This window comes from Gracilimonas sp. BCB1 (assembly GCF_040117685.2).
In the GTDB taxonomy this organism is placed as follows: Bacteria; Bacteroidota; Rhodothermia; order Balneolales; family Balneolaceae; genus Gracilimonas.
Window position 1 is genome coordinate 264,619 of record NZ_JBEDYP020000014.1, and the last position, 19,214, is coordinate 283,832.

A 19,214-nucleotide genomic window follows, 5' to 3' on the forward strand; every position below is an offset into this window, starting at 1 on the left:
AGTTGGGTTTAAAGCTGTCTTTTAATCTTTTTCACCAATCCGGGACCCTCATAAACCAGTCCGGTATAAACCTGAATCAGGCAAGCTCCGGCTTCGATTTTCTCGATAGCAGCGCGTGGGCTGTCAATTCCGCCAACGCCGATAATCGGCTTCTCATTCCGGGTGATCTCAGCCAGCCACTTTACAACCTGTGTACTCCTTTGATGAATGGCCCTTCCGCTTAATCCGCCATTGCCGATTTTATTTAACACAGATTCATCGGTAGCTAATTGATCCCGAACAGAAGAAGTATTGGTAGCCACATAGCCGGCCACACCAAAATCCTCACAAATCCTGACCAGATTTTCCAAACTTTCTTTCTCGATATCTACCGTGAATTTGACCAAAGATGGTTTTCGCCCTTCTTTTTCGGGCTCGAGAGCAGCAAGTAAATCCCGAAGCGCGGCCGGGTCTTCAAAGGTTTTACCCTCTCCGGTATTGGGGCAGGAAATGTTGATGGTTATATAATCGGCTATCTTTTGGGCCTTTTCATAGCTGTGTAAATAATCCTGAAGGGCTGCATCGCCATGAATGGATACATCGTTTGTTTTTGCAATGTTCACGCCCAGTGGAATATCCAAATTCAAAGAAGAAAGCCGTTCACTGACTGCATCAGCTCCTTCGTTATTCAATCCCATTCGGTTGATTAACGAGTGATCATCGGGAAGCCTGAAGGCGCGGGGCTTTGGGTTTCCCTCAGAAGGTTGTGCAGTAATACTCCCCACTTCCACAAATCCGAAACCAAGAGCTTGCATTGCCTTGGGAGTGGTTCCATTTTTATCAAACCCGGCTGCAAGTCCAACAGGGTTGGGAAACGTGAGGCCAAAAATTTCCTGTTCTAATTCCGGGCGGGTTTCGTTATACAGGGTTGCTGCCAATGTTTGCAGCAGTGGAGAGTTATTGGTTTTGGATGCAATAGAGAGGGCCCACTCGTGAGCTTTTTCTGCATCTGTTTTAAATAAAAGGGGTTTGAGAAGCTTTTTGTAAATCATTGGCACAATGATACGAAAAAACGTTCAAAAAGAGTGAAAGAAGCCTTATAATCGGTCGCCTATTTTATATGAATAAAGCAGAACAACACATATCGACTTTAGTGCGCGAATCACGGGATGCGGGGGATGTTATTCTGCTTGAATCACAAATGACCGGTCATCCGGCAAGCACAAAAAGCTATCTGGCAATGCAGCCTGCGGCTTATATAAAAGCCAGGGGCAACGAAACCGAGATATGGGACGGAGAGTCGGTACAAGTATTTACAGGCGATCCCTGGGATTATCTGAGCCGGTTCAAAAAAGAGCATAACGAATGGTTGTTTGGCTATCTGGGATATGATCTGAAAAACCATATTGAGAACCTGAAGTCCAATAATAAAGAGCTGATAAACGCACCTGATTTATACTTCATGGTTCCGGAGATCTTAGTTGAGGTTGATGCAACCGGCAAGGTCAAATATATAAAGGGTGAGCCTAACCAGACGTTGAAAAAAGGGAAGGAATCCGGAGAAATATCCATCACCCTGAAAAATCAGATTTCAGAGTCCGAATATATCCGAAAGGTAAAACAGGCGAAGAAGGATATTTATGAAGGCAGGTATTACGAAATTAATTTGTCTCATCCCCTGGAATTTGAAATAAAAGGGGATAGCTGGGATTTGTACGAAGCAATGAAAACAGCAGGGCCGGTTCCTTTTGGTGGCTATGCAAATATCGGTCATTTGTCTATTTGCTGTTCATCTCCCGAGCGATTTTTGGCAAGGTCCGGTAACCGTGTGTGGTCGCAACCGATAAAAGGAACCGCATCACGCAAAGCAGGAAAAAAGGTACTGGTTGATATCGAAAAACTTAGACAATCGGAAAAAGAAAGGGCTGAGAACCTGATGATTGTTGACCTGGTGAGAAATGATCTCAGCCGGGTGGCAGAACTCCAAAGCGTGAAAGTATCCAACTTGTTTGAGATCCAGAGCTTTGAGACGGTTCATCAAATGGTATCTACGGTAGAGTGTACCGTGCCTGATCAAACCGATAGCATCGAAATCATAAAGCATTGCTTTCCTATGGGGTCTATGACAGGTGCCCCGAAGATCGCTTCTATGGAGGCCATCGAGAAGTACGAAGATTATAAACGCGGAATCTATTCCGGGGCAATGGGATATATAACCCCCGAAGGTGATTTCGATTTTAATGTGATCATCAGAACGGCCATTTCGGAGGGTGAAAAGCTGGTATATCCGGTAGGCGGGGCAATCACCAGCGATTCGGACCCGATGGCGGAATGGGAGGAAACGCTGATTAAAGCCCGGGCGATTACAACGATTCTTGAGAATTTGGAGGAAGCTGAATGAAGACTCTTTAATGTGGGTTATGAAAAACAGAAGTTAAAATTACATCACATCGAAGGATCAGAATGAAGGCGAGTACATTAGGTGAACTAAAGGAAAGTGGTTGGGAATCAATATCGGTTAAGGAAGAGATACGAAAGAATTTAATCAGGAAGATGAGGTCCGGTGAGGAACTTTTTCCCGGTATCCTCGGATACGATAAAACCGTAATTCCCCAAGTTCAGCATGCGTTGCTTTCCAGACACGATATGATTCTCCTTGGACTGCGTGGGCAGGCAAAAACCCGAATGTTAAGGCTGCTGGTTAATTTTCTGGATGAGTATATCCCCATTATTAAAGGTTCAGAAATTAATGACGATCCGCTTAATCCGTTGTCGAAATACGCCAAAGAACTGGTAGAGGAAAAGGGGGATGATACACCTATTGACTGGCTTCACCGCTCTTACCGTTATGGTGAGAAACTGGCTACTCCGGATACAACAGTGGCTGATTTGATCGGGGATATTGACCCGATTAAAGCTGCTACCAAAAAACTGACGCTGGCAGATCAGAATGTGATCAATTTCGGGCTGATACCCCGAACCAATCGGGGAATTTTTGTAATTAATGAGCTGCCTGATCTTCAACCCCGAATACAGGTGGCTTTGTTGAATATTATGCAGGAGAGGGATATTCAGATCAGGGGCTTTAATGTCCGTATTCCGCTGGATGTATCGATGGCTTTTTCTGCAAACCCGGAGGATTACACCAATCGGGGGAATATAATTACTCCGCTCAAAGACCGAATCGACTCTCAGATTATTACTCACTATCCGAAAGAGCTGGGCGTGGGAATAGATATAACCAGGCAGGAAGCCTGGCAGGAACGGGAAAGTGGAATCAAGATTCACATCCCCGACTTATATCGTGAAGTAATTGAAAAAGCCGCTTTCGAAGCGCGTGAGTCTGAGTATGTTGATCAAAAAAGTGGAGTTTCTACCCGAATGACAATCACTGCCCTGGAACAGGTGGTATCGTCTGCTGAACGTCGGGCAATTCTTAATGAAGAGAAGGAAACATCTGTTAGAGTAGCTGATTTATATCACATGGTTCCTGCTCTCACGGGTAAAATTGAACTGGTGTATGAAGGTGAGCAGGAAGGGGCCATTAGTGTGGCCAAACATATATTAGGGAAGGCGATCAGTAAGATGTTTAAAATACATTTTCCGGATCCTCAGTCTAAAGCCGAAGATCAGAAATCTTCCTATAAAGAGATTATGGATTGGTTTGCTGACGGGAATGAAATCAGTATTTCGGACACCCTTTCAAACAAAGAATATGAGAAGTCGCTGAACAGAGTGAAAGGGCTGAAGGAGTTGGTAAAGTCTCAGGTTACCGATGCCGGTTCATCCGAAACATTAATCTGGATGGACTTTGTGCTGGAAGCGCTGCATCAGAATTCGATGCTTAGCAAACAAGATCTGGACGACCAAACATTATACACCGATATGTTGGGTTCTATGTTTTCCTCGCTGGGAGATATTGACGAAGAAGGCTACGATGAATTTGAGTGATAATTAGATTGAATTCAGTTTTTGTTAGCCTTATATTTAAAGCCTTTGCAAATTTCAAGCAAGTATAAGACCATGAAAAAAGGAATTCATCCAGATTACAAAGAAATTACGGTAGTGATGAGCGATGGTACCGAGGTAAAAACCCGCAGCACTATGGATACCAAAGACGGAGTGTATCGCAGTGAGGTTGACTCTAAAAACCATCCATTCTATACCAAGAGTAACACTTTTACGTCTACAGCCGGACGTGTTGACCGCTTTAAGCGTCGATACGGTAAAGGCGACGACAAGTAATTTTAGCAATCGTTTTTTAAGAAGGATGTATCTGTAAAGGTGCATCCTTTTTTTATGCAGCCTATGGAAATTCAAAAATTTGAAGTCGGCCCTTTCCTCGAAAACACTTATCTGCTCACAAAGAACGGGCAGCACCTGATTATTGACCCCGGTTTCTCAAATGAGACCGAGTATCAAAGGCTGAAGGAACAAATGAACGGTGAACTGAAGGCGGTTGTGCTTACCCATGCTCATGTTGATCATGTGTTGGGAATAAGCCGACTGAGAAACGACTTTGATGTACCGGTTTATTTGTGTTCAGAAGATCGTTTTCTATGGGGAAATTTCGGTAGTCAAGCTCAGATGTTTGGGATCAGTCAAACAGGGTTTGGGTTTGAACCGGATGATTTGCCAAATGAAGGCTCATTCTCTATCGGAGATTTTGAGTTTGACTGTTTATACACACCCGGACATTCCCCCGATCATATCTCTCTCTATTTTCGGGACGAAGAGTTGGTGATAGCCGGAGATGCCTTGTTCAAAGAAAGCATTGGCCGCACGGATTTATATAAGGGGAATTTTGAATTGCTGGCAAAAAGTATCAAAGAGAAGCTATACACCTTACCTGAAAACACTACCGTTTTCCCGGGGCACGGTCCTGAGACTACAATCGCTCACGAGAAACAGCATAATCCTTTTGTGAAGTAGGAAGTAAGGCTTGATCAATCGGTAGATTCCTGCTTGCTCTTGAGCTTATCAATCTGCTTTTGATAATGCTCTGCCTTATCCTGATCCTTATCGATGAGCCGTTCGTACATTTTAATAGCTTCTGATTTCCGGCCTTGCTTTGAATGAATTTTGGCCAGCGTTTCGGTAACCACATCATCAATTTCTTCGGATTCCTTACTCAGGTCGGAATCATCAAAATCCTCATCATCGACAGGGATCTGAATACGTTTTGATTCAACCGCTTCCAGCATTCCAATGAGTCTGTCCAGGTCCAATACCGGTGAAGTACGTGAGCCCTGCTGTAATTTAAGTTTAGAGGAGGTGTAAGAAGTAGTAGGAATAGCAGCTTCGAATTTTTCGGGGTGTACCAGGAAATAATGTAAGTGTTCCATCAACGGGCTACCGGGTGCATACGTTTTTGCTTTCAAAGCCTCTTTAATAGCATCCTGTTTATTATCCTGAAGGTGGTAGAACCATGATAATAAAAAATGACCAACCGCATCAGGGCCTCGTTTCTTCAAGTGCTTCCTGAGTTTATGGGTAACCTCTTCCGGGTTTTCCTCAAACTTCTCTACATAGGAAGACAATGACTTTGGTATGTTGAATGGCAGTTGTTGCATGGGCTGTATTAAGACTGAACTATAATAAAGTGAAGTAGGGTTACAATCAAAGCTAATTACCAGTTACTTACCGCATCATTGAACATATTATTTGCTGCTTGTTCGAGGGCACTGTTTGCGGCTTGGTTTTCTCCGTTGATGGGGTCGTCAGTAGGATCGTAGGTAAACTTTCCGGAAAAGGTATTGGTCCATTCCGGTTCCTCTTTTGATGCATATTTAAAGGTTGCCCGAACGGTAATTGTAACCTCATTTTGGTCAGACTGTTCATCACCTCCTATACTGAAGGGGCGGTTGGTGTACCCGGTTATTACCCCGTCCAGTACGGCATCAGCATCACTTTCATTATTTGCCAGTTGTAGTTTGCTTTGATTTACGAACCTGTTTATCAGCGCTTCATTCAGCCGATTGCTTAAATCTCCAAGTCCGCTATTCGATTGATCCGGAAAGAAAGGAATGAAAATCGTATTAACGCCCGGTGGAATAGAGGCTCCGGTAAAGCTATATCGCAGGCAGCTGCTGAAGCTCAGGCAGAAGGTGACCGTCAATAAAAGGAGAATTCTATTCCAGGCCATACTGATCCAGTTTGCGGTATAAGGTTCGTTCACTTACACCCAGGGTTTCTGATGCTTTTCTGCGGTTTCCATCAAAGCGTTTGAGGGCTTGTTGTATAAGAAATTTTTCAGCATCCTCTATTGAGGGGATCTCATTATTTTGGAGGAAATCAACGAGCTCTGTTTCTTCATCTTCGTCTAAATCGGGTTGATCGGGCATGGATTGCAGACCCAGAGTGGCATGATCTCCAAGATCAACATTCACACCTGAAATTTCTGATTTATCCATTTCATCTCTCACCGAGGCAGGTAAAGCTTTCAGGTTTTTATTTGAAAAAGTGGAGTAAAGAAAGTTGGCAAACATCTTTTTAACATCAGCAATATCATTTCTTAGCTCAACCAAAGCCCTGTAAACGAGTTCACGGTCTTTTCTTTCAAAATCACTGCCACCCTCCCTGTTCTGCTTTTGATAGGCATCATCAGCTACCATTGGGAGGTTATCTGTTCTGCCCTGTCGCTGCCGGCCTTTAAGGTACTTTTGAAGTTTGTCTTGATCGATGAACTGAGATTTTTCAAGCACAACCAATTGTTCGGCTACATTTCTTAATTCTCTGATATTTCCCGGCCATCGGTAGGATATCAGCAATTCCCGGGCTTCATCAGAAAACCCCTTAAAAACAGAGTCATACCGGGATGAATATTCTTCGACAAACTTTCGAAAAATAGGGATGATATCTTCCTGCCGGTCTCGCAAAGGGGGGAGTTTAATCTGTACGGTATCCAGACGGTAGTAAAGGTCTTCTCTGAAAGAACCATCCTGTACCATTTGCCATAAGTTCTGGTTGGTTGCAGCAATAACACGTACATCAGTGGTTTGAACTTTACTGGAACCCACCCGGAAAAATTCCCCGTTTTCAAGTACACGAAGTAATTTTACCTGTACGTTCTTTGGGGTATCACCAATTTCATCAAGGAAAATCGTGCCGCCGTTAGCTTTTTCAAAGTATCCTTCCCGGGAAGTTTCGGCACCGGTAAATGCCCCTTTTTCGTGGCCAAATAATTCACTTTCAATAATTCCTTCCGGGATGGCTCCACAGTTTACAATAACCAGGTTGTTACGGCTGCGGTCGCTCATGGCATGGATGGCCCGGGCGGTAACATCTTTACCGACCCCGCTTTCGCCCTGTAAAGTTACGGTGATATCAGTTTTAGCGACCTGCATAATCTTGTCGATAACCTGTCGCATGGCTTCTGATTTACCAAGTAAACCAAACTGTTCTTGAAATACTTCTCGATCCATAAAGAAAATAGAATTAAAGTATCAGCTCAGTGTCAGGCAAACTGCATAGATAGTACTGATACCTTTTGAATTACATACTGTCAGAATGACGTAAGTTAACGATTCCTGCTTAAGTAAGTAAATGAAATGTAAAGGGAAATTAGAGCTCTTCTATTTCTTTATAAGCTCCACAGCATGTTCTACAGGTAGCGACCTTGTTTCTTTAAAGCTGGATAGTACAAGGTTCGAGCGGGTTTTGCTTACACCTTGCCAAGCCTGTATTCTGGAAAGCAGGCTCTCAAAAGATCCCGTGTTTTTTGTTCGGACTTTCAGAAAATGTGAACCGTCTCCGGTAATGGAATGGCATTCCAAAATTTCTCTTTCTTCAGCAGCTCTCTCTACAAAATCTTGGTAGTTCTCCGAGCCGTCAACCTGTACAAAAATAAAGGCCGTAATATCGAAGTGAAATTTCTTACTGTTAAGGATGGCTTTATACCCTTCGATAAGACCGCGTTCTTCCAGCTTTTTCATTCGTTCGGAAACCGAAGGGACTGATAAGTTTACCAATTCAGCAATAGTGTTTCGCTGTGCCCGGCCATGCTCCTGAAGGTGGTTTAAAATAGCCAGGTCGGTATCGTCTAATAAATGACTCATGTTTTACCTTAAATTCCCTAAAAATTCTTTGATTGTTGGATGATAGCCTTAATTATTTAGGTAATCAATATAAAAAGCGCTTCCAGCAGAGCTGTTTAACTGAAATTATTAGGTTCAAAAAAGGTGTAACAAAAAGTCGAATACCTCTTATCTTTGATGCTTAAATCAAAAGAAATTTATCGTACTGAAACATGCTCGACATCAACTTCATCAAAGAAAACCGCAAATTGGTAGAAAAGGCGATTATCAATAAGGGGGAGAAGGATACTTCTGTAGTAGAAAAAGTGCTGGCCGTGGATGAAGACTGGAGGTCGAAAGTGCATGAGGGTGATTTACTCCGAAGCGAAAGCAATACCAAAGCCAAGGAAATTGGCAAACTGATGGGGCAGGGAAAGAAGGAAGAAGCTCAGGAGATTATAAAGAAAACCTCTGAAATGAAGGAGCGCATCAAGGAAATTGAAGAAGAGGTGAAAGAGCTTCGTGAAACAAGGGATGACATGCTGCTTCGCATCCCGAATGTTCCTCACCCGAGCGTTCCGGTTGGTGCCACGGAAGATGATAACGAGACGTTCAAAACCTGGGGCCAGCCCAACGATGAGGACTGGAGAAAGCCGCACTGGGAGTTAACCGAACGTCATGGATGGGTAGATTTTGAGAGAGGGGTGAAAGTAACCGGAGCCGGATTTCCTTTTTATGTAGGTGGGGTTGCTCAACTGCAAAGGGCACTGCTTAACTATTTTATTAATGAAGCAGGGAAGGCTGGATATACCGAGCTTCAGGCTCCATATTTTGTAAATGAAGATTCAGCGCGGGGAACGGGGCAGATTCCGGATAAGGAAGATATGATGTATGAAATTCCGCGGGATGAGTTTTTTACAATCCCTACAGCTGAGGTGCCGGTTACGAACTTCCATCGAGATGAAATTATTGAGTTAAAAGAGCTGCCGTTAAAATATGTTTGCCACACTCCCTGTTGGAGACGGGAAGCCGGTTCATACGGAAAAGATGTTCGTGGATTGAACAGGCTGCATCAGTTTGATAAAGTAGAACTGGTGAAAATAGTAAAGCCGGAAGATTCTTACGATGAGTTGGAAAGCCTGCGCGAACATGCAGAAAAGCTACTCGAAGCACTGGATCTACCGTACCGAACCTTGTTAATGTGTACCGGGGATATGGGCTTTACCCAGAGCAAAAAATATGATCTTGAGGTATGGAGTCCGGGGCAACAGCGCTGGCTGGAAGTAAGCTCATGCTCCAATTTTGAAAGTTTTCAGGCCCGCCGGATGCAACTCCGCTACCGAAAGGATGAAAAGGATATTGAGACATTACATACATTAAACGGATCTGGGTTGGCATTACCGCGCGTGGTTTCAGCAATTTTGGAAGCATATCAGGAAGAGAATGGGAAAGTCAAAGTACCGGAGGTACTTAAGCCGTTTATTGGAAGGGATTATTTGTAGAGAAGTTAGGAAGCAGGTTCTCTACTTGTTGTTTTTTTGGGACAACCAAACGATTCCCCATACCAAACCTACCAGAGCTAATGCAATCCCAAATCCTCCGAGGAATGCATACAGTAAATAGGGCAGAATAACACTAATAACGATACCGGTAATGGCTTTAAGAGGGGAGGCTGCTACGGCGGAAGCTCCAAGCAATGATTTAAAAAGTCTGGCCAATCGTGCTAACATGTAAAGTAAAATTTATTCGGGGTGCGCAACAGTACGCCCGGGATATCAAAAAGATTCAAAGTATTAATGAAGGGTGATAGGGTGATAGGGTGATAAAGTGATAGAGTGATATGGTGAAAATTTCTTTCTAAAAATCACTCTATCACTTTATCACCTTTCACTTATCACTTAAGCTACCGCATGAATCTCGGTCTCGTCAAAGTTGTGCAGAAGTTCCAGAATGGGATCCATCTCATCGTGCTCCATAAGCTGCATCCGTAAATTCTTTCCATTACGAACGCCTTTCAGGTACTGTCCGTAATGTTTCTTCATGATGATGACACCATAGCGTTCTCCGTGTTGTTGAACAGAAAGCCGTAGTTGTTCAGCACAAAGCTCAACCCGTTGACGAACGGTTGGTTCCGGAAGGAGTTCTCCGGTCTCCAGATAATGACGGGTTTGTTCAAAAATCCATGGATTGCCTATAGCTCCACGGCCAATCATCACGCCATCAACTCCGGTCTCCTCGAACATTTTTTTAGCGAGTTCGGGAGAAGTCACATCCCCGTTTCCGATAATCGGGATTTCGAGTCCGGGAGTGTTTTTAAGTTTCTTCAACCAATCCCAACGGGCATCCCCTTTATATTTCTGAGCACGTGTACGAGCATGTACGGTAAGTGCCTTAACGCCGAGATTTTGAAGCATAAGAGCCACTTCCTGAATTTTTATGGTGCTATCGTCCCAGCCAAGTCGGGTTTTAACAGTTACAGGGCGGTCCTGGACGGCATCAACCACCGTACCGGCCATTCGTTCCATCATGGCCAGGTCTTTAAGGCAGCCCGCTCCGGCTCCTTTTTTAACAATCTTATAAACCGGGCATCCAAAGTTGATGTCTACCAGGTCCGGGTTTTGATCAACAGCTACTTTGGCAGCTCCTTCCATAGCTTCTTCACGCCCGCCAAAAATCTGTACACCAAAAGGGCGTTCCATCTCTTCGAAGTCCATTTTTTGCATAGCTATATCAGATGCACGAATGATGGCTTCAGAACTTATAAATTCTGTGAATACGATGTCGGCTCCTTTACGCCGGCAGAGCTGTCGGAATGGGGAGTCTGTTACATCTTCCATAGGTGCAAGAAAGAGAGGTTGGTCAGGTAGTTCTATCGGACCGATATTCATTACTATAAAAAAGGTTTTGGCTTAATTTTAGTTTAAAGATACAGCTTTTCTAAAGGATTTATAAGTGAGCATCTAATCAACAAAAGCGCAATACCCGATTGAAGGTTATTTTGTAGAGATGGTAAATGAAAGACCAGACTTTCAGTCAGGAATTCGTAAAACTTCCCTTTAGCCATTTCCCTCATTTAGGCTTATATTTTCTGCCCACTTACTCACTCATAAAAAACTAATTCTAATAAGGGAAAACTGAATATGTCACTTGGAATTAATAGTATCGAAGAACTTCTTGGAGATGAAGCTTCGGATCTTCTTAACCATAAATGTCAGACCATTAGTAGGGATCGGCTTGTAAAGCCAACAGCCAACTACGTTGATGATGTTTGGTACCATTCTGACCGCAACAACCGGGTGTTGCAAAACCTTCAAAGACTTTTAAATCATGGGCGTTTAGGGGGAACCGGATATGTATCCATTCTTCCGGTAGACCAGGGTATTGAGCACTCAGCCGGCGCCTCTTTTGCAAAGAATCCCGATTACTTTGATCCTGATCATATAGTAAATCTTGCTATGGAAGCCGGATGTAATGCCGTCGCTTCTACTTTTGGAGCCCTGGCTTCCGTTTCCAGAAAATACGCTCACAAAATTCCTTTTGTGGTTAAAATCAATCACAACGAGCTATTAACGTATCCAAACAACTACGACCAGATCATGTTTGGAACCATTGATCAGGCGTACGACATGGGCGCGGCTGCTGTTGGGGCAACCATTTATTTCGGGTCTGAAGAATCCAACCGGCAAATTCAGGAAGTGGCTCAGGCTTTTGCTTATGCACATGAACTTGGAATGGCTACTATATTATGGTGCTATACCCGAAACTCAGCCTTTAAAGTAGATGGTGTTGACTATCATTCTTCGGCAGACTTAACCGGTCAGGCTAACCACATCGGTACCACATTAGGTGCGGATATCATCAAACAAAAGCAGCCGACTAATAACGGCGGTTACAAAGCGCTGAATTCCGGCGATTCCAGCTACGGTAAACTGGATGAGCGCATCTACTCCGAATTATCATCCGACCACCCTATTGATTTGACTCGCTACCAGGTAGCGAACTGCTTTATGGGACGTGCCGGTTTGATTAACTCAGGCGGTGCTTCCGGTTCAAACGACTTTGCTGATGCGGTTAAAACAGCCATCATCAACAAACGAGCCGGCGGTATGGGACTTATAAGTGGACGTAAAGCATTCCAGCGACCACTGAAAGAAGGGGTGAAACTACTGAACATGATTCAGGACGTTTACCTTAATGATGAAATCACCCTCGCCTGATCGTGCATAATAATTATGGCCTTGCAGGGTTACCCTGTAAGGCTTTTTTTATTCAAGCCCATCTTTATCTAATATCTGTTAATTGAGTTCTGAATCCGTAAATATCAGCCAGCCGCAATCCCTGATTTCCAGGAAGTACCTGATCATTTCCATATTATTGAGTCTTGCTACCATGGCAGGGGTTATTTATTGGACGTACACTCCGGGGGTATTAGAATTTCTATCCAAAAGCCGGCTTCCGGGGCTGATCATTGCTCTTGTGGTATCACTGATAAGAGTTTGGTTTTCAGCAGCAAAAATCCGTTTTCTTTCTGAAAAGAAATTGAATTGGTATGCTTCAATAAGGGTAGTGCTGGCCTGGGATTTTACCTCAGCAGTTACCCCTTCAACCATCGGTGGTGCTCCTATGGCTACCTATGCCATGACCAAAGAAGGACTTAAACTCGGGGATTCAGGAGCTATTATTCTGTATGGAGTATTGCTCGACCAAATCTGGTTCGCGATTGCCATCCCCATTCTGTTAGTTTCGGGCTTATTTTATGAAGTCGTTCCACCGGAAATTGGCCTTGTTGGAGATGTATCCATGGGGCTGTTGTATGTTGGATTATTGAGCTATGCAGGTTTGCTTGCCTATGGGGTTTTGGTCAATCCCACTGCCATTAAAAGGGTCGTAAAGTTTGTGTTCAAGCTGCCGGTGCTCCGAAGAATGGGAGATAAGGTGGAAGAAGAAGCGGAAAACCTGGAAGAGTATGCGCAACAGTTGGGGCAGAAACCCTTAAGTTTTTTACTGAAGGCATTCTTCCTATCAACCATGTCATGGTTGGCGAGAATTGCGTTGCCTACTATCGTGGTTTTGAGCCTGCTGCCTGCGCCTGAGGTACTTTCGGTGCTCAGGAGCCTGGCAATGAACCTGGCATTTTTGGTTGTTCCGACTCCCGGCGGCAGTGGTGGGGTAGAAGGACTATTCGTTCTGTTTCAGGGGCCTCTTATTTCAAGGGAAGGATTTATCGGGCTTGCTGTATTTCTGTGGAGGATCATCAGTTACTACATTAGCATCGGGTTGGGGATGATGGCTACCACCTGGTATGTGAATCAAAAAGTTGTCGAAATTAAAGCACAGGATTAATCCATGGCCAAGGTGAAAACGCAATATGAATGTTCCAGCTGCGGATATACATCACCAAAATGGAATGGAAGCTGTCCGTCTTGTGGAGAATGGCATACCTTTGTTGAGAAAACGGTCAGCAAGAATAAGTCATCATCAAATCATAAAGCCAAAGTAGAAGGACTGGATTCATCCGCCGCCCCTCAGAAATTGGATGAGGTAGAAACCTCCGAAAAAAGCCGCTTTAAAAGTAATATAACCGAGCTCGACCGGGTATTAGGCGGAGGTTTTTTACCCGGATCTTATGTTCTTATCGGGGGGGAGCCGGGTGTAGGGAAGAGTACTCTCACCCTCCAAATTGCTAAAGCCAATCCGGATTTAACCATTCTGTATTGTGCCGGCGAGGAATCAGCCGGACAGATTAAACAGCGGGCAGCGCGACTTGGGGTGAAATCAGACAAGCTGTTGGTTTATAATGAAACGCAGGTTGATAATATCATTGCCGAAGCACAAAAGATGAAGCCGGATTTATTGATTGTGGATTCCATTCAAACAGTGTACCGAACCGAACTCTCGAGTATGCCCGGTAGCATTCAACAGGTAAAAGAATGTGCGGCTTTGTTCCAGCAGCTGGCTAAGAAAAAGGATATAACTACGCTGGTAATCGGACATGTAACTAAAGAAGGAGACATAGCCGGCCCGCGAGTTCTGGAGCATATGGTAGATACCGTTCTTCAGTTTGAAGGAGACAAGCAGTACACCTATCGCTTATTGCGAAGCTTGAAAAACCGGTTTGGAGCTGCGCAGGAAGTGGGTGTTTTTGAGATGAAATCGGATGGGCTGATCGAAGTATCCAATCCATCTGAACTATTTATATCGGACAAGACATCCGGGGTAAGCGGGAATGCTGTAGTATGCACCATGGAAGGAACCCGTCCGCTATTGATTGAAGTGCAGGCGCTTGTGACTCCGTCGTCTTATGGTTCACCCCAGCGAACAGCCAACGGTTTTGATAGAAACCGACTTGCTTTACTGCTTGCCGTGCTGGAAAAGAGAGTGGGCAAGAATTTCTCCAATCACGATGTGTATTTGAATATTGCCGGTGGATTCAGGCTCAACGACCCTGCAGGAGATTTAGGGGTTTGTTGTGCTTTGGTATCCAGTTTAACCGATGATGCCGTCTCACAGAATATGGCCTTTATAGGCGAGGTAGGTTTAGGAGGAGAAATCAGAACGGTTCCGCACCTGGAGCAGCGGGAAAAAGAAGCTAAAAAATTAGGATATAAACAGGTTGTATTACCCGGTTCCAAAGAAAGAGATGGAGTTCGGTACGTACATCAGGCCATAAAAAAAGCCCTCGGTTAAAAACCAGAGGGCTTAAATGAGTTCACTTCGTTTAGAAGTTGTCGCGCTGGCGACGTCGTTGTTCACGTTTCGCTTTTTTCAAAGCTTCGCGTCGCTCAACAGATGGCTTCGTATACTGTTGACGATCTTTGTATTCATTAAGAACACGTGATCTTGTTACCAGTTTCTTGAAGCGATTAATTGCGCGGTCAACACTTTCGTTGTCTTTAACTTCGACTCCTAACATGAAGTATCACATCCTTTCGTTTAATTTTGTTTCCCATAATTGGGAGCATTAAATATACATACTCCAACTGAGAATTGGAAGTATCTTGCGTATATCAATCCACCTCTCTGTTTATGATGTACTTTTCAGGTATCTCAGACCCTAAAACACCTATTCCGAATAGTGCATAATCGTATTTTGCCGGGTCTTCAGGATCTAAAAACTTTAGTCGTGCATTGAGCTCGAGCACCGATTTCCAATCGTTTTGTTTTCTGGAGAGAAGTCCGAGCTTACGTGCCTGCCGGGCTACATGAACATCAAGAGGAATTTTCAACCCGGCGGGGGATATAAAATCCATAATACCCGGATCAACCGGACTATTTTTACGAATACACCATCTCAGGTACATATAAAGGCGTTTAGCAGAACTGTTCTTCTCAGGGTTGGATACATGCTTACGGGTTCGCTGAGGCATTTCGGGGTGAAATGAGAAAAACTTCTTATGAAACACAGCTACCAGCTCTCTATTCTGGCGTATGGCTTCGTCGTAGCAATGCTTCCAAAACCGTTCGAAAGAACCAAACTTCAGCAGTATGGTTTGCAGAATTATGGTTAGCCAGTGTATGTCAACAGGCTTAAAAGTGCGATGCTTAAAACCATCAAAAGCTGAAAAATCAGCCTCGGTATACTGCTCTATAAACGCAGCTGGTTTGAAGTTCATACGCTGAAGAAGTTCTTCAACTTTTGCATTCACAATATCGCGGCGGCCCCAGGCCATGGTTGCTGCAAAAAAGCCGGCCAGTTCCTGATCAGACCTATCCTCAAAAGCATGCATAAACTGAACAGGATCATCGTTGATATAATCCGGCTGCTCAATTTTACCAACCAGATCGTCAAGAAATGGCTTAAGTTCAGTCAAATTCTTTCGGGTAAGCGTTTTAAATTTTTTCCTTTTTTGGGGCAATGTGCTTCTATGAATTATATATTATAAAGTATTGGTTATGCAGGTCGATAATTAAGGAGTAGAACTGTTCCCTTTTTCCCTATCAAACAAAAACAAAGCGAATTGATTCAGTTTATCAAAAATCGATTTTTCGCCGTAGTGGATAACTATATGCATTCACAATATGGTAGCCGTAAAGAAATTTTATTTGATGACCACCCAAATGTTGTTGTTGAGATTGGGGCAGGATATGGAGCAAATTTTCGTTACTTGAGAAAAGGAACAAAAGTTAAAGTGATTGAACCCAATGCCGGTTTTCAGGACGTGCTCAAATATCAATCCGAGAGGTATGGAATCAATCTGGAGATTTATGAATCGGTTGCAGAGGAAATTCCACTTTCAAATGAATCAGCAACAATGGTGATAAGCAGTTTGGTACTTTGTTCAGTAAAAAACCCGCCCAAAGTATTGTCCGAAGTTAAAAGGATTCTTCAGCCGGAAGGAAAGTTTATCTACCTTGAGCATGTGAGAGCACATAAACACAGTTGGGTATGCAAAGTGCAGCGAATGGTAAAAAGATCATGGAAATGGTTTTTTGACGGCTGTAACGTAACCCGGGATACCAGCAGAATTATATTGATGGCCGGATTCAGTGAGATTAAGCAGGATGAGTTTCAGCTTCCCACATTTTTTGTTCCCATCAGGCCTCATATAGCTGGTATTGCTGTTAAATAGCTACACCCCAAGCTCGCCCTGTCCTTTACCCATCAGTCGTTCGGTTAACACTTTATTAGCTTTGGGGATGGGATACCTTTCAAGTTCATTTCGCTCTACCCAACGTATTTCCTGGCTGGATTTTGGTTGAGGATCTCCCGAAATCAGCTTACACATCCACGCATGCATGGTGATGGAGAAATGAGAGTAGGTGTGTTTCAGGCTCATTAATTCTTTAAAGGCTTTAACTTTCACTCCCAGTTCTTCGTGTAATTCCCGTTCAATGGTTTCCTGAATTTCTTCTCCCTCTTTTTGCTTACCGCCGGGGAACTCCCAAAGTCCGCCCAGCATGGAATCTTCAGGCCGTAAAGCGATTAATAATTTTCCATCATCATCCTCAATTATGCCTACACCAATAGTATGATGTGGTTTTTTCTTAGACGGAGATTTATAAGGGATGACATTCGTTTTAGCGGTTTTGGCAGCCACACAGCCGGACTGAACAGGGCAATTATTACAATCAGGATTTGTTGGCTTACAAACAACGGAACCCAATTCCATCATAGACTGGTTAAAATCGGCCGGATTATCTTCGTCGATCAGTTCAGTGGCAAAATCCTGAACTTTGTTCTTTGTCTTAGTGCTGCGAATGTCTTCCTCGATCCCAAAATATCGGGTAAGTACACGGATCACGTTACCATCCACTACTGCATTCGGTTTGTTGAAGGCAATACTGGTAACAGCCGCCGCTGTGTAAGGGCCAATCCCTTTCAGCTTTATGATTTCATCGTAGCTTTCCGGGAGTTTTCCATCATAGTCTTCTACAACTGTTTTTGCTGCTGAATGAAGATTTCTGGCTCGGCTGTAGTATCCCAGTCCTTCCCAGGCTTTCAATACTTCCTGCTGTTCAGCATTTGCCAGATCAAACACAGTAGGGAATAAAGAAATAAAGTTCTGAAAGTATGGAGTAGCCTGTTCTACCCGCGTTTGCTGCAGCATAATTTCCGATACCCATATTTTGTAGGGATCGGCTTCACCCCGCCAGGGCATTTGGCGTTTATGGTCTTGGTACCAGCTTAGCAGGTGATGAGAAAATTCTTCGTTAGTCAAAAGTGAATCTGCGTTCTGAAAATTATTATTCGCCGCCGCGGGAAATGTCCAGCACATTAAGAGTAACATCGATGGAAGATGCCGCGCCGAGCCTGTCCGTAGCAATGACTTTAAACGTTGATTCACCTACCTGCCGTTCGGTTGGCGTCCAGCTAAATTCACCGGTTTTTTCGTTGATGGTAGCACCATCCGGCATATCAACACCAATGTATCTGACCAATGAATTTTGCGGGCTCTCAGGATCGGTAGCATTAAACTGAATGATATATTCCTCATTAACCGCTATTGAAGTGGAGCGAACCGGGCTGAATCGGGGAGGGGCATTAAACGAGCGTACATCCACCACAAAACGGGTACTGTCGGATTGTCCCTCAGAATTAGTAGCTACAATACTAAACCAGAAATTTCCAACCTGATTAATGGTGGGCTGCCAGAAAAAACCCTGCTTACGGATTTTAGCATTCTGTGCATTGGATCGGTAAGAAAACTCAACCTGGTCAGTCGGATAATTCCCTTCCATTTCAAAAGCTTGAATAAGTGGGTTAGGATATGTTATTACCTGATTGGGAATCGGTTTTATGCTGAACTCTCCGGGAGCAGAAGTGCTGGTAGTGGATGATTGAGTGCGCATCATAATCTCAGAGACGTTGTCATTTTCTGAAATCCAGATTCGGTTGGCGCTATTAGCCAGGTAATTTCCTGCATTGGTATCATCTTTCCACAACCCTAAAAGACCAGATTCATCAGTAGTCCAAACCCTTCCCGAAACCGTTCGCACAAAAAGCCGTTCATTCCAGCGTGAAATGTGGTCAACGGACTCGTTTGTAACTCCAATTTTTTTCCCGATTCCGGTAGACCTTATCTCAAAAATCTCTCCGGTTGCTGTGCTTCCCCATACACTTTCCTGATCTACAAAAATGTGATCCAAAGGCCTGCGCAATGAAATGTTCGCCGAGTTTAGCAGGGTGCTGTCCTGTTGATTAAACACGAGGAGGGAAGGAGCGGCGGTAAGCACAAAAAGCTGATTGCTTACATTGGAAGAACGGAGGTCAATCACGCTTGCGCCATCCACCAGACTCTGTGCTACAATTTCGGGAGCAGTGTCCACGGATTCGGGAGACTCGAGGGAAACCCGCCCTAATCCTTCATTTCCCATAGCAATATATAAGCTGTTATTCAGCCGGGCCGCAGCTTTGGGTTGAACCGGCAGGATGGTGGAAGAATAAACCCCTAAAACGGATGTAGGCTCAAGAACGGTCAGTCGTCTCGAATCTCCGAACAGGTAAGCAAAACGGATATCAGCAATGATGGTATTACCCCTGCGTTGCATTCCTGAGGAAGTGTACAACCACTGGAGCGAATCAGGATAAGATCTGAATACAGCCATTCCTTCACTTTCGGAAAGTACGTATAAATGAGAAGGAGAGGCTTCCATCGCCTTTACATCAGGTATTTCCATCATTCGGGCATAATCCTGTACCAATTGTTGCTGCCCCATAGCCTGTGTAGTACAGATAAACAGAAAGGTGAGTATCAGGGTAATCCTTGAAATAAATTTCAT

General features: G+C 44.0%; 20 protein-coding genes. 9 read left to right on the forward strand and 11 right to left on the reverse strand.

The window, feature by feature from the left end:
* Nucleotides 1–8: 8 nt before the first annotated feature.
* Nucleotides 9–1,031: a quinone-dependent dihydroorotate dehydrogenase gene (locus ABFW99_RS11935; RefSeq protein WP_349353572.1), complete on the reverse strand. Its 1,023-nt coding sequence runs from the start codon at nt 1,029–1,031 to the stop codon at nt 9–11.
* A 68-nt stretch (nt 1,032–1,099) separates the two neighbouring features.
* Between ABFW99_RS11935 and ABFW99_RS11940 the strand changes: the two genes are divergently transcribed.
* The 4 genes from ABFW99_RS11940 to ABFW99_RS11955 all read left to right on the forward strand — a co-directional run bounded on the left by ABFW99_RS11940 (nt 1,100) and on the right by ABFW99_RS11955 (nt 4,911).
* Entirely contained in the window at nt 1,100–2,380 is a 1,281-nt protein-coding gene (locus tag ABFW99_RS11940) for an anthranilate synthase component I family protein (protein WP_349353571.1), read from the forward strand.
* Nucleotides 2,381–2,442: 62 nt separating this feature from the next.
* A complete protein-coding gene (locus ABFW99_RS11945) occupies nt 2,443–3,930 on the forward strand; it encodes a sigma 54-interacting transcriptional regulator (protein WP_349353570.1) in 1,488 nt (495 codons plus the stop codon).
* 72 nt (nt 3,931–4,002) lie between these two features.
* On the forward strand, nt 4,003–4,224 hold the full coding sequence (rpmE, locus tag ABFW99_RS11950) for a 50S ribosomal protein L31 (protein ID WP_349353569.1): 222 nt from the start codon (nt 4,003–4,005) through the stop codon (nt 4,222–4,224).
* Between the two features lie 63 nt (nt 4,225–4,287).
* The gene (locus tag ABFW99_RS11955; protein ID WP_349353568.1) at nt 4,288–4,911 is read left to right on the forward strand and encodes an MBL fold metallo-hydrolase; all 624 of its coding nucleotides are present in this window, start codon (nt 4,288–4,290) and stop codon (nt 4,909–4,911) included.
* 14 nt (nt 4,912–4,925) lie between these two features.
* Here the strand turns inward: ABFW99_RS11955 and ABFW99_RS11960 are convergent, their stop codons facing one another.
* The 4 genes from ABFW99_RS11960 to ABFW99_RS11975 form a co-directional block, all read right to left on the reverse strand.
* Nucleotides 4,926–5,552: a tetratricopeptide repeat protein gene (locus ABFW99_RS11960; RefSeq protein ID WP_349353567.1), complete on the reverse strand. Its 627-nt coding sequence runs from the start codon at nt 5,550–5,552 to the stop codon at nt 4,926–4,928.
* A gap of 56 nt (nt 5,553–5,608) precedes the next feature.
* Entirely contained in the window at nt 5,609–6,124 is a 516-nt protein-coding gene (lptE, locus tag ABFW99_RS11965) for an LptE family protein (RefSeq protein WP_349353566.1), read from the reverse strand.
* Nucleotides 6,111–7,403, reverse strand: coding sequence for a sigma-54 interaction domain-containing protein (locus tag ABFW99_RS11970; protein WP_349353565.1), 1,293 nt, complete (start codon nt 7,401–7,403; stop codon nt 6,111–6,113). Before ABFW99_RS11970 ends, lptE begins: the two co-directional genes overlap by 14 nt.
* Before the next feature lie 150 nt (nt 7,404–7,553).
* Complete coding sequence (locus ABFW99_RS11975) at nt 7,554–8,036, reverse strand: Lrp/AsnC family transcriptional regulator (protein ID WP_349353564.1); 483 nt, start codon at nt 8,034–8,036, stop codon at nt 7,554–7,556.
* A gap of 191 nt (nt 8,037–8,227) precedes the next feature.
* Here ABFW99_RS11975 and serS point away from each other — a divergent pair, with 191 nt between their 5' ends.
* Nucleotides 8,228–9,496 (forward strand): serine--tRNA ligase, encoded by a 1,269-nt coding sequence (serS, locus tag ABFW99_RS11980; protein WP_349353563.1) that lies wholly within the window; start codon nt 8,228–8,230, stop codon nt 9,494–9,496.
* A gap of 21 nt (nt 9,497–9,517) precedes the next feature.
* On the opposite strand, the gene ABFW99_RS11985 is transcribed toward serS, so the two are convergent.
* Both ABFW99_RS11985 and dusB read right to left on the reverse strand, forming a co-directional pair.
* Complete coding sequence (locus tag ABFW99_RS11985; RefSeq protein ID WP_349353562.1) at nt 9,518–9,724, reverse strand: hypothetical protein; 207 nt, start codon at nt 9,722–9,724, stop codon at nt 9,518–9,520.
* A gap of 168 nt (nt 9,725–9,892) precedes the next feature.
* Nucleotides 9,893–10,882: a tRNA dihydrouridine synthase DusB gene (dusB, locus tag ABFW99_RS11990; RefSeq protein ID WP_349353561.1), complete on the reverse strand. Its 990-nt coding sequence runs from the start codon at nt 10,880–10,882 to the stop codon at nt 9,893–9,895.
* A gap of 252 nt (nt 10,883–11,134) precedes the next feature.
* Here dusB and ABFW99_RS11995 point away from each other — a divergent pair, with 252 nt between their 5' ends.
* The 3 genes from ABFW99_RS11995 to radA all read left to right on the forward strand — a co-directional run bounded on the left by ABFW99_RS11995 (nt 11,135) and on the right by radA (nt 14,681).
* On the forward strand, nt 11,135–12,211 hold the full coding sequence (locus ABFW99_RS11995) for a class I fructose-bisphosphate aldolase (RefSeq protein WP_349353560.1): 1,077 nt from the start codon (nt 11,135–11,137) through the stop codon (nt 12,209–12,211).
* 82 nt (nt 12,212–12,293) lie between these two features.
* The gene (locus ABFW99_RS12000; RefSeq protein ID WP_349353559.1) at nt 12,294–13,337 is read left to right on the forward strand and encodes a lysylphosphatidylglycerol synthase transmembrane domain-containing protein; all 1,044 of its coding nucleotides are present in this window, start codon (nt 12,294–12,296) and stop codon (nt 13,335–13,337) included.
* A 3-nt stretch (nt 13,338–13,340) separates the two neighbouring features.
* Entirely contained in the window at nt 13,341–14,681 is a 1,341-nt protein-coding gene (gene radA / locus ABFW99_RS12005; RefSeq protein WP_349353558.1) for a DNA repair protein RadA, read from the forward strand.
* 31 nt (nt 14,682–14,712) lie between these two features.
* Here radA and rpsU read toward each other — a convergent pair whose 3' ends face one another.
* Complete coding sequence (gene rpsU, locus ABFW99_RS12010; RefSeq protein WP_255135103.1) at nt 14,713–14,907, reverse strand: 30S ribosomal protein S21; 195 nt, start codon at nt 14,905–14,907, stop codon at nt 14,713–14,715.
* A 94-nt stretch (nt 14,908–15,001) separates the two neighbouring features.
* On the reverse strand, nt 15,002–15,805 hold the full coding sequence (locus ABFW99_RS12015) for a TIGR02757 family protein (RefSeq protein WP_349353557.1): 804 nt from the start codon (nt 15,803–15,805) through the stop codon (nt 15,002–15,004).
* Between the two features lie 195 nt (nt 15,806–16,000).
* On the opposite strand from ABFW99_RS12015, the gene ABFW99_RS12020 reads away from it, so the two are divergent.
* Complete coding sequence (locus ABFW99_RS12020) at nt 16,001–16,564, forward strand: class I SAM-dependent methyltransferase (protein ID WP_440707504.1); 564 nt, start codon at nt 16,001–16,003, stop codon at nt 16,562–16,564.
* Here the strand turns inward: ABFW99_RS12020 and mutY are convergent, their stop codons facing one another.
* Together mutY and ABFW99_RS12030 are read right to left on the reverse strand one after the other, a co-directional pair.
* On the reverse strand, nt 16,565–17,653 hold the full coding sequence (mutY, locus tag ABFW99_RS12025) for an A/G-specific adenine glycosylase (protein ID WP_349353555.1): 1,089 nt from the start codon (nt 17,651–17,653) through the stop codon (nt 16,565–16,567). It lies immediately after the preceding gene.
* A gap of 25 nt (nt 17,654–17,678) precedes the next feature.
* The gene (locus ABFW99_RS12030; RefSeq protein WP_349353554.1) at nt 17,679–19,214 is read right to left on the reverse strand and encodes an Ig domain-containing protein; all 1,536 of its coding nucleotides are present in this window, start codon (nt 19,212–19,214) and stop codon (nt 17,679–17,681) included.

Excerpts from the sequence above, each read along its gene's own strand:
- ABFW99_RS11935 (WP_349353572.1), bottom strand. The coding sequence starts at position 1,031 with ATGATTTACAAAAAGCTTCTCAAACCCCTTTTATTTAAAACAGATGCA.
- ABFW99_RS11940 (WP_349353571.1), top strand. The coding sequence starts at position 1,100 with ATGAATAAAGCAGAACAACACATATCGACTTTAGTGCGCGAATCACGG.
- ABFW99_RS11945 (WP_349353570.1), top strand. The coding sequence starts at position 2,443 with ATGAAGGCGAGTACATTAGGTGAACTAAAGGAAAGTGGTTGGGAATCA.
- rpmE (WP_349353569.1), top strand. The coding sequence starts at position 4,003 with ATGAAAAAAGGAATTCATCCAGATTACAAAGAAATTACGGTAGTGATG.
- ABFW99_RS11955 (WP_349353568.1), top strand. The coding sequence starts at position 4,288 with ATGGAAATTCAAAAATTTGAAGTCGGCCCTTTCCTCGAAAACACTTAT.
- ABFW99_RS11960 (WP_349353567.1), bottom strand. The coding sequence starts at position 5,552 with ATGCAACAACTGCCATTCAACATACCAAAGTCATTGTCTTCCTATGTA.
- lptE (WP_349353566.1), bottom strand. The coding sequence starts at position 6,124 with ATGGCCTGGAATAGAATTCTCCTTTTATTGACGGTCACCTTCTGCCTG.
- ABFW99_RS11970 (WP_349353565.1), bottom strand. The coding sequence starts at position 7,403 with ATGGATCGAGAAGTATTTCAAGAACAGTTTGGTTTACTTGGTAAATCA.
- ABFW99_RS11975 (WP_349353564.1), bottom strand. The coding sequence starts at position 8,036 with ATGAGTCATTTATTAGACGATACCGACCTGGCTATTTTAAACCACCTT.
- serS (WP_349353563.1), top strand. The coding sequence starts at position 8,228 with ATGCTCGACATCAACTTCATCAAAGAAAACCGCAAATTGGTAGAAAAG.
- ABFW99_RS11985 (WP_349353562.1), bottom strand. The coding sequence starts at position 9,724 with ATGTTAGCACGATTGGCCAGACTTTTTAAATCATTGCTTGGAGCTTCC.
- dusB (WP_349353561.1), bottom strand. The coding sequence starts at position 10,882 with ATGAATATCGGTCCGATAGAACTACCTGACCAACCTCTCTTTCTTGCA.
- ABFW99_RS11995 (WP_349353560.1), top strand. The coding sequence starts at position 11,135 with ATGTCACTTGGAATTAATAGTATCGAAGAACTTCTTGGAGATGAAGCT.
- radA (WP_349353558.1), top strand. The coding sequence starts at position 13,341 with ATGGCCAAGGTGAAAACGCAATATGAATGTTCCAGCTGCGGATATACA.
- rpsU (WP_255135103.1), bottom strand. The coding sequence starts at position 14,907 with ATGTTAGGAGTCGAAGTTAAAGACAACGAAAGTGTTGACCGCGCAATT.
- ABFW99_RS12020 (WP_440707504.1), top strand. The coding sequence starts at position 16,001 with ATGCATTCACAATATGGTAGCCGTAAAGAAATTTTATTTGATGACCAC.
- ABFW99_RS12030 (WP_349353554.1), bottom strand. The coding sequence starts at position 19,214 with ATGAAATTTATTTCAAGGATTACCCTGATACTCACCTTTCTGTTTATC.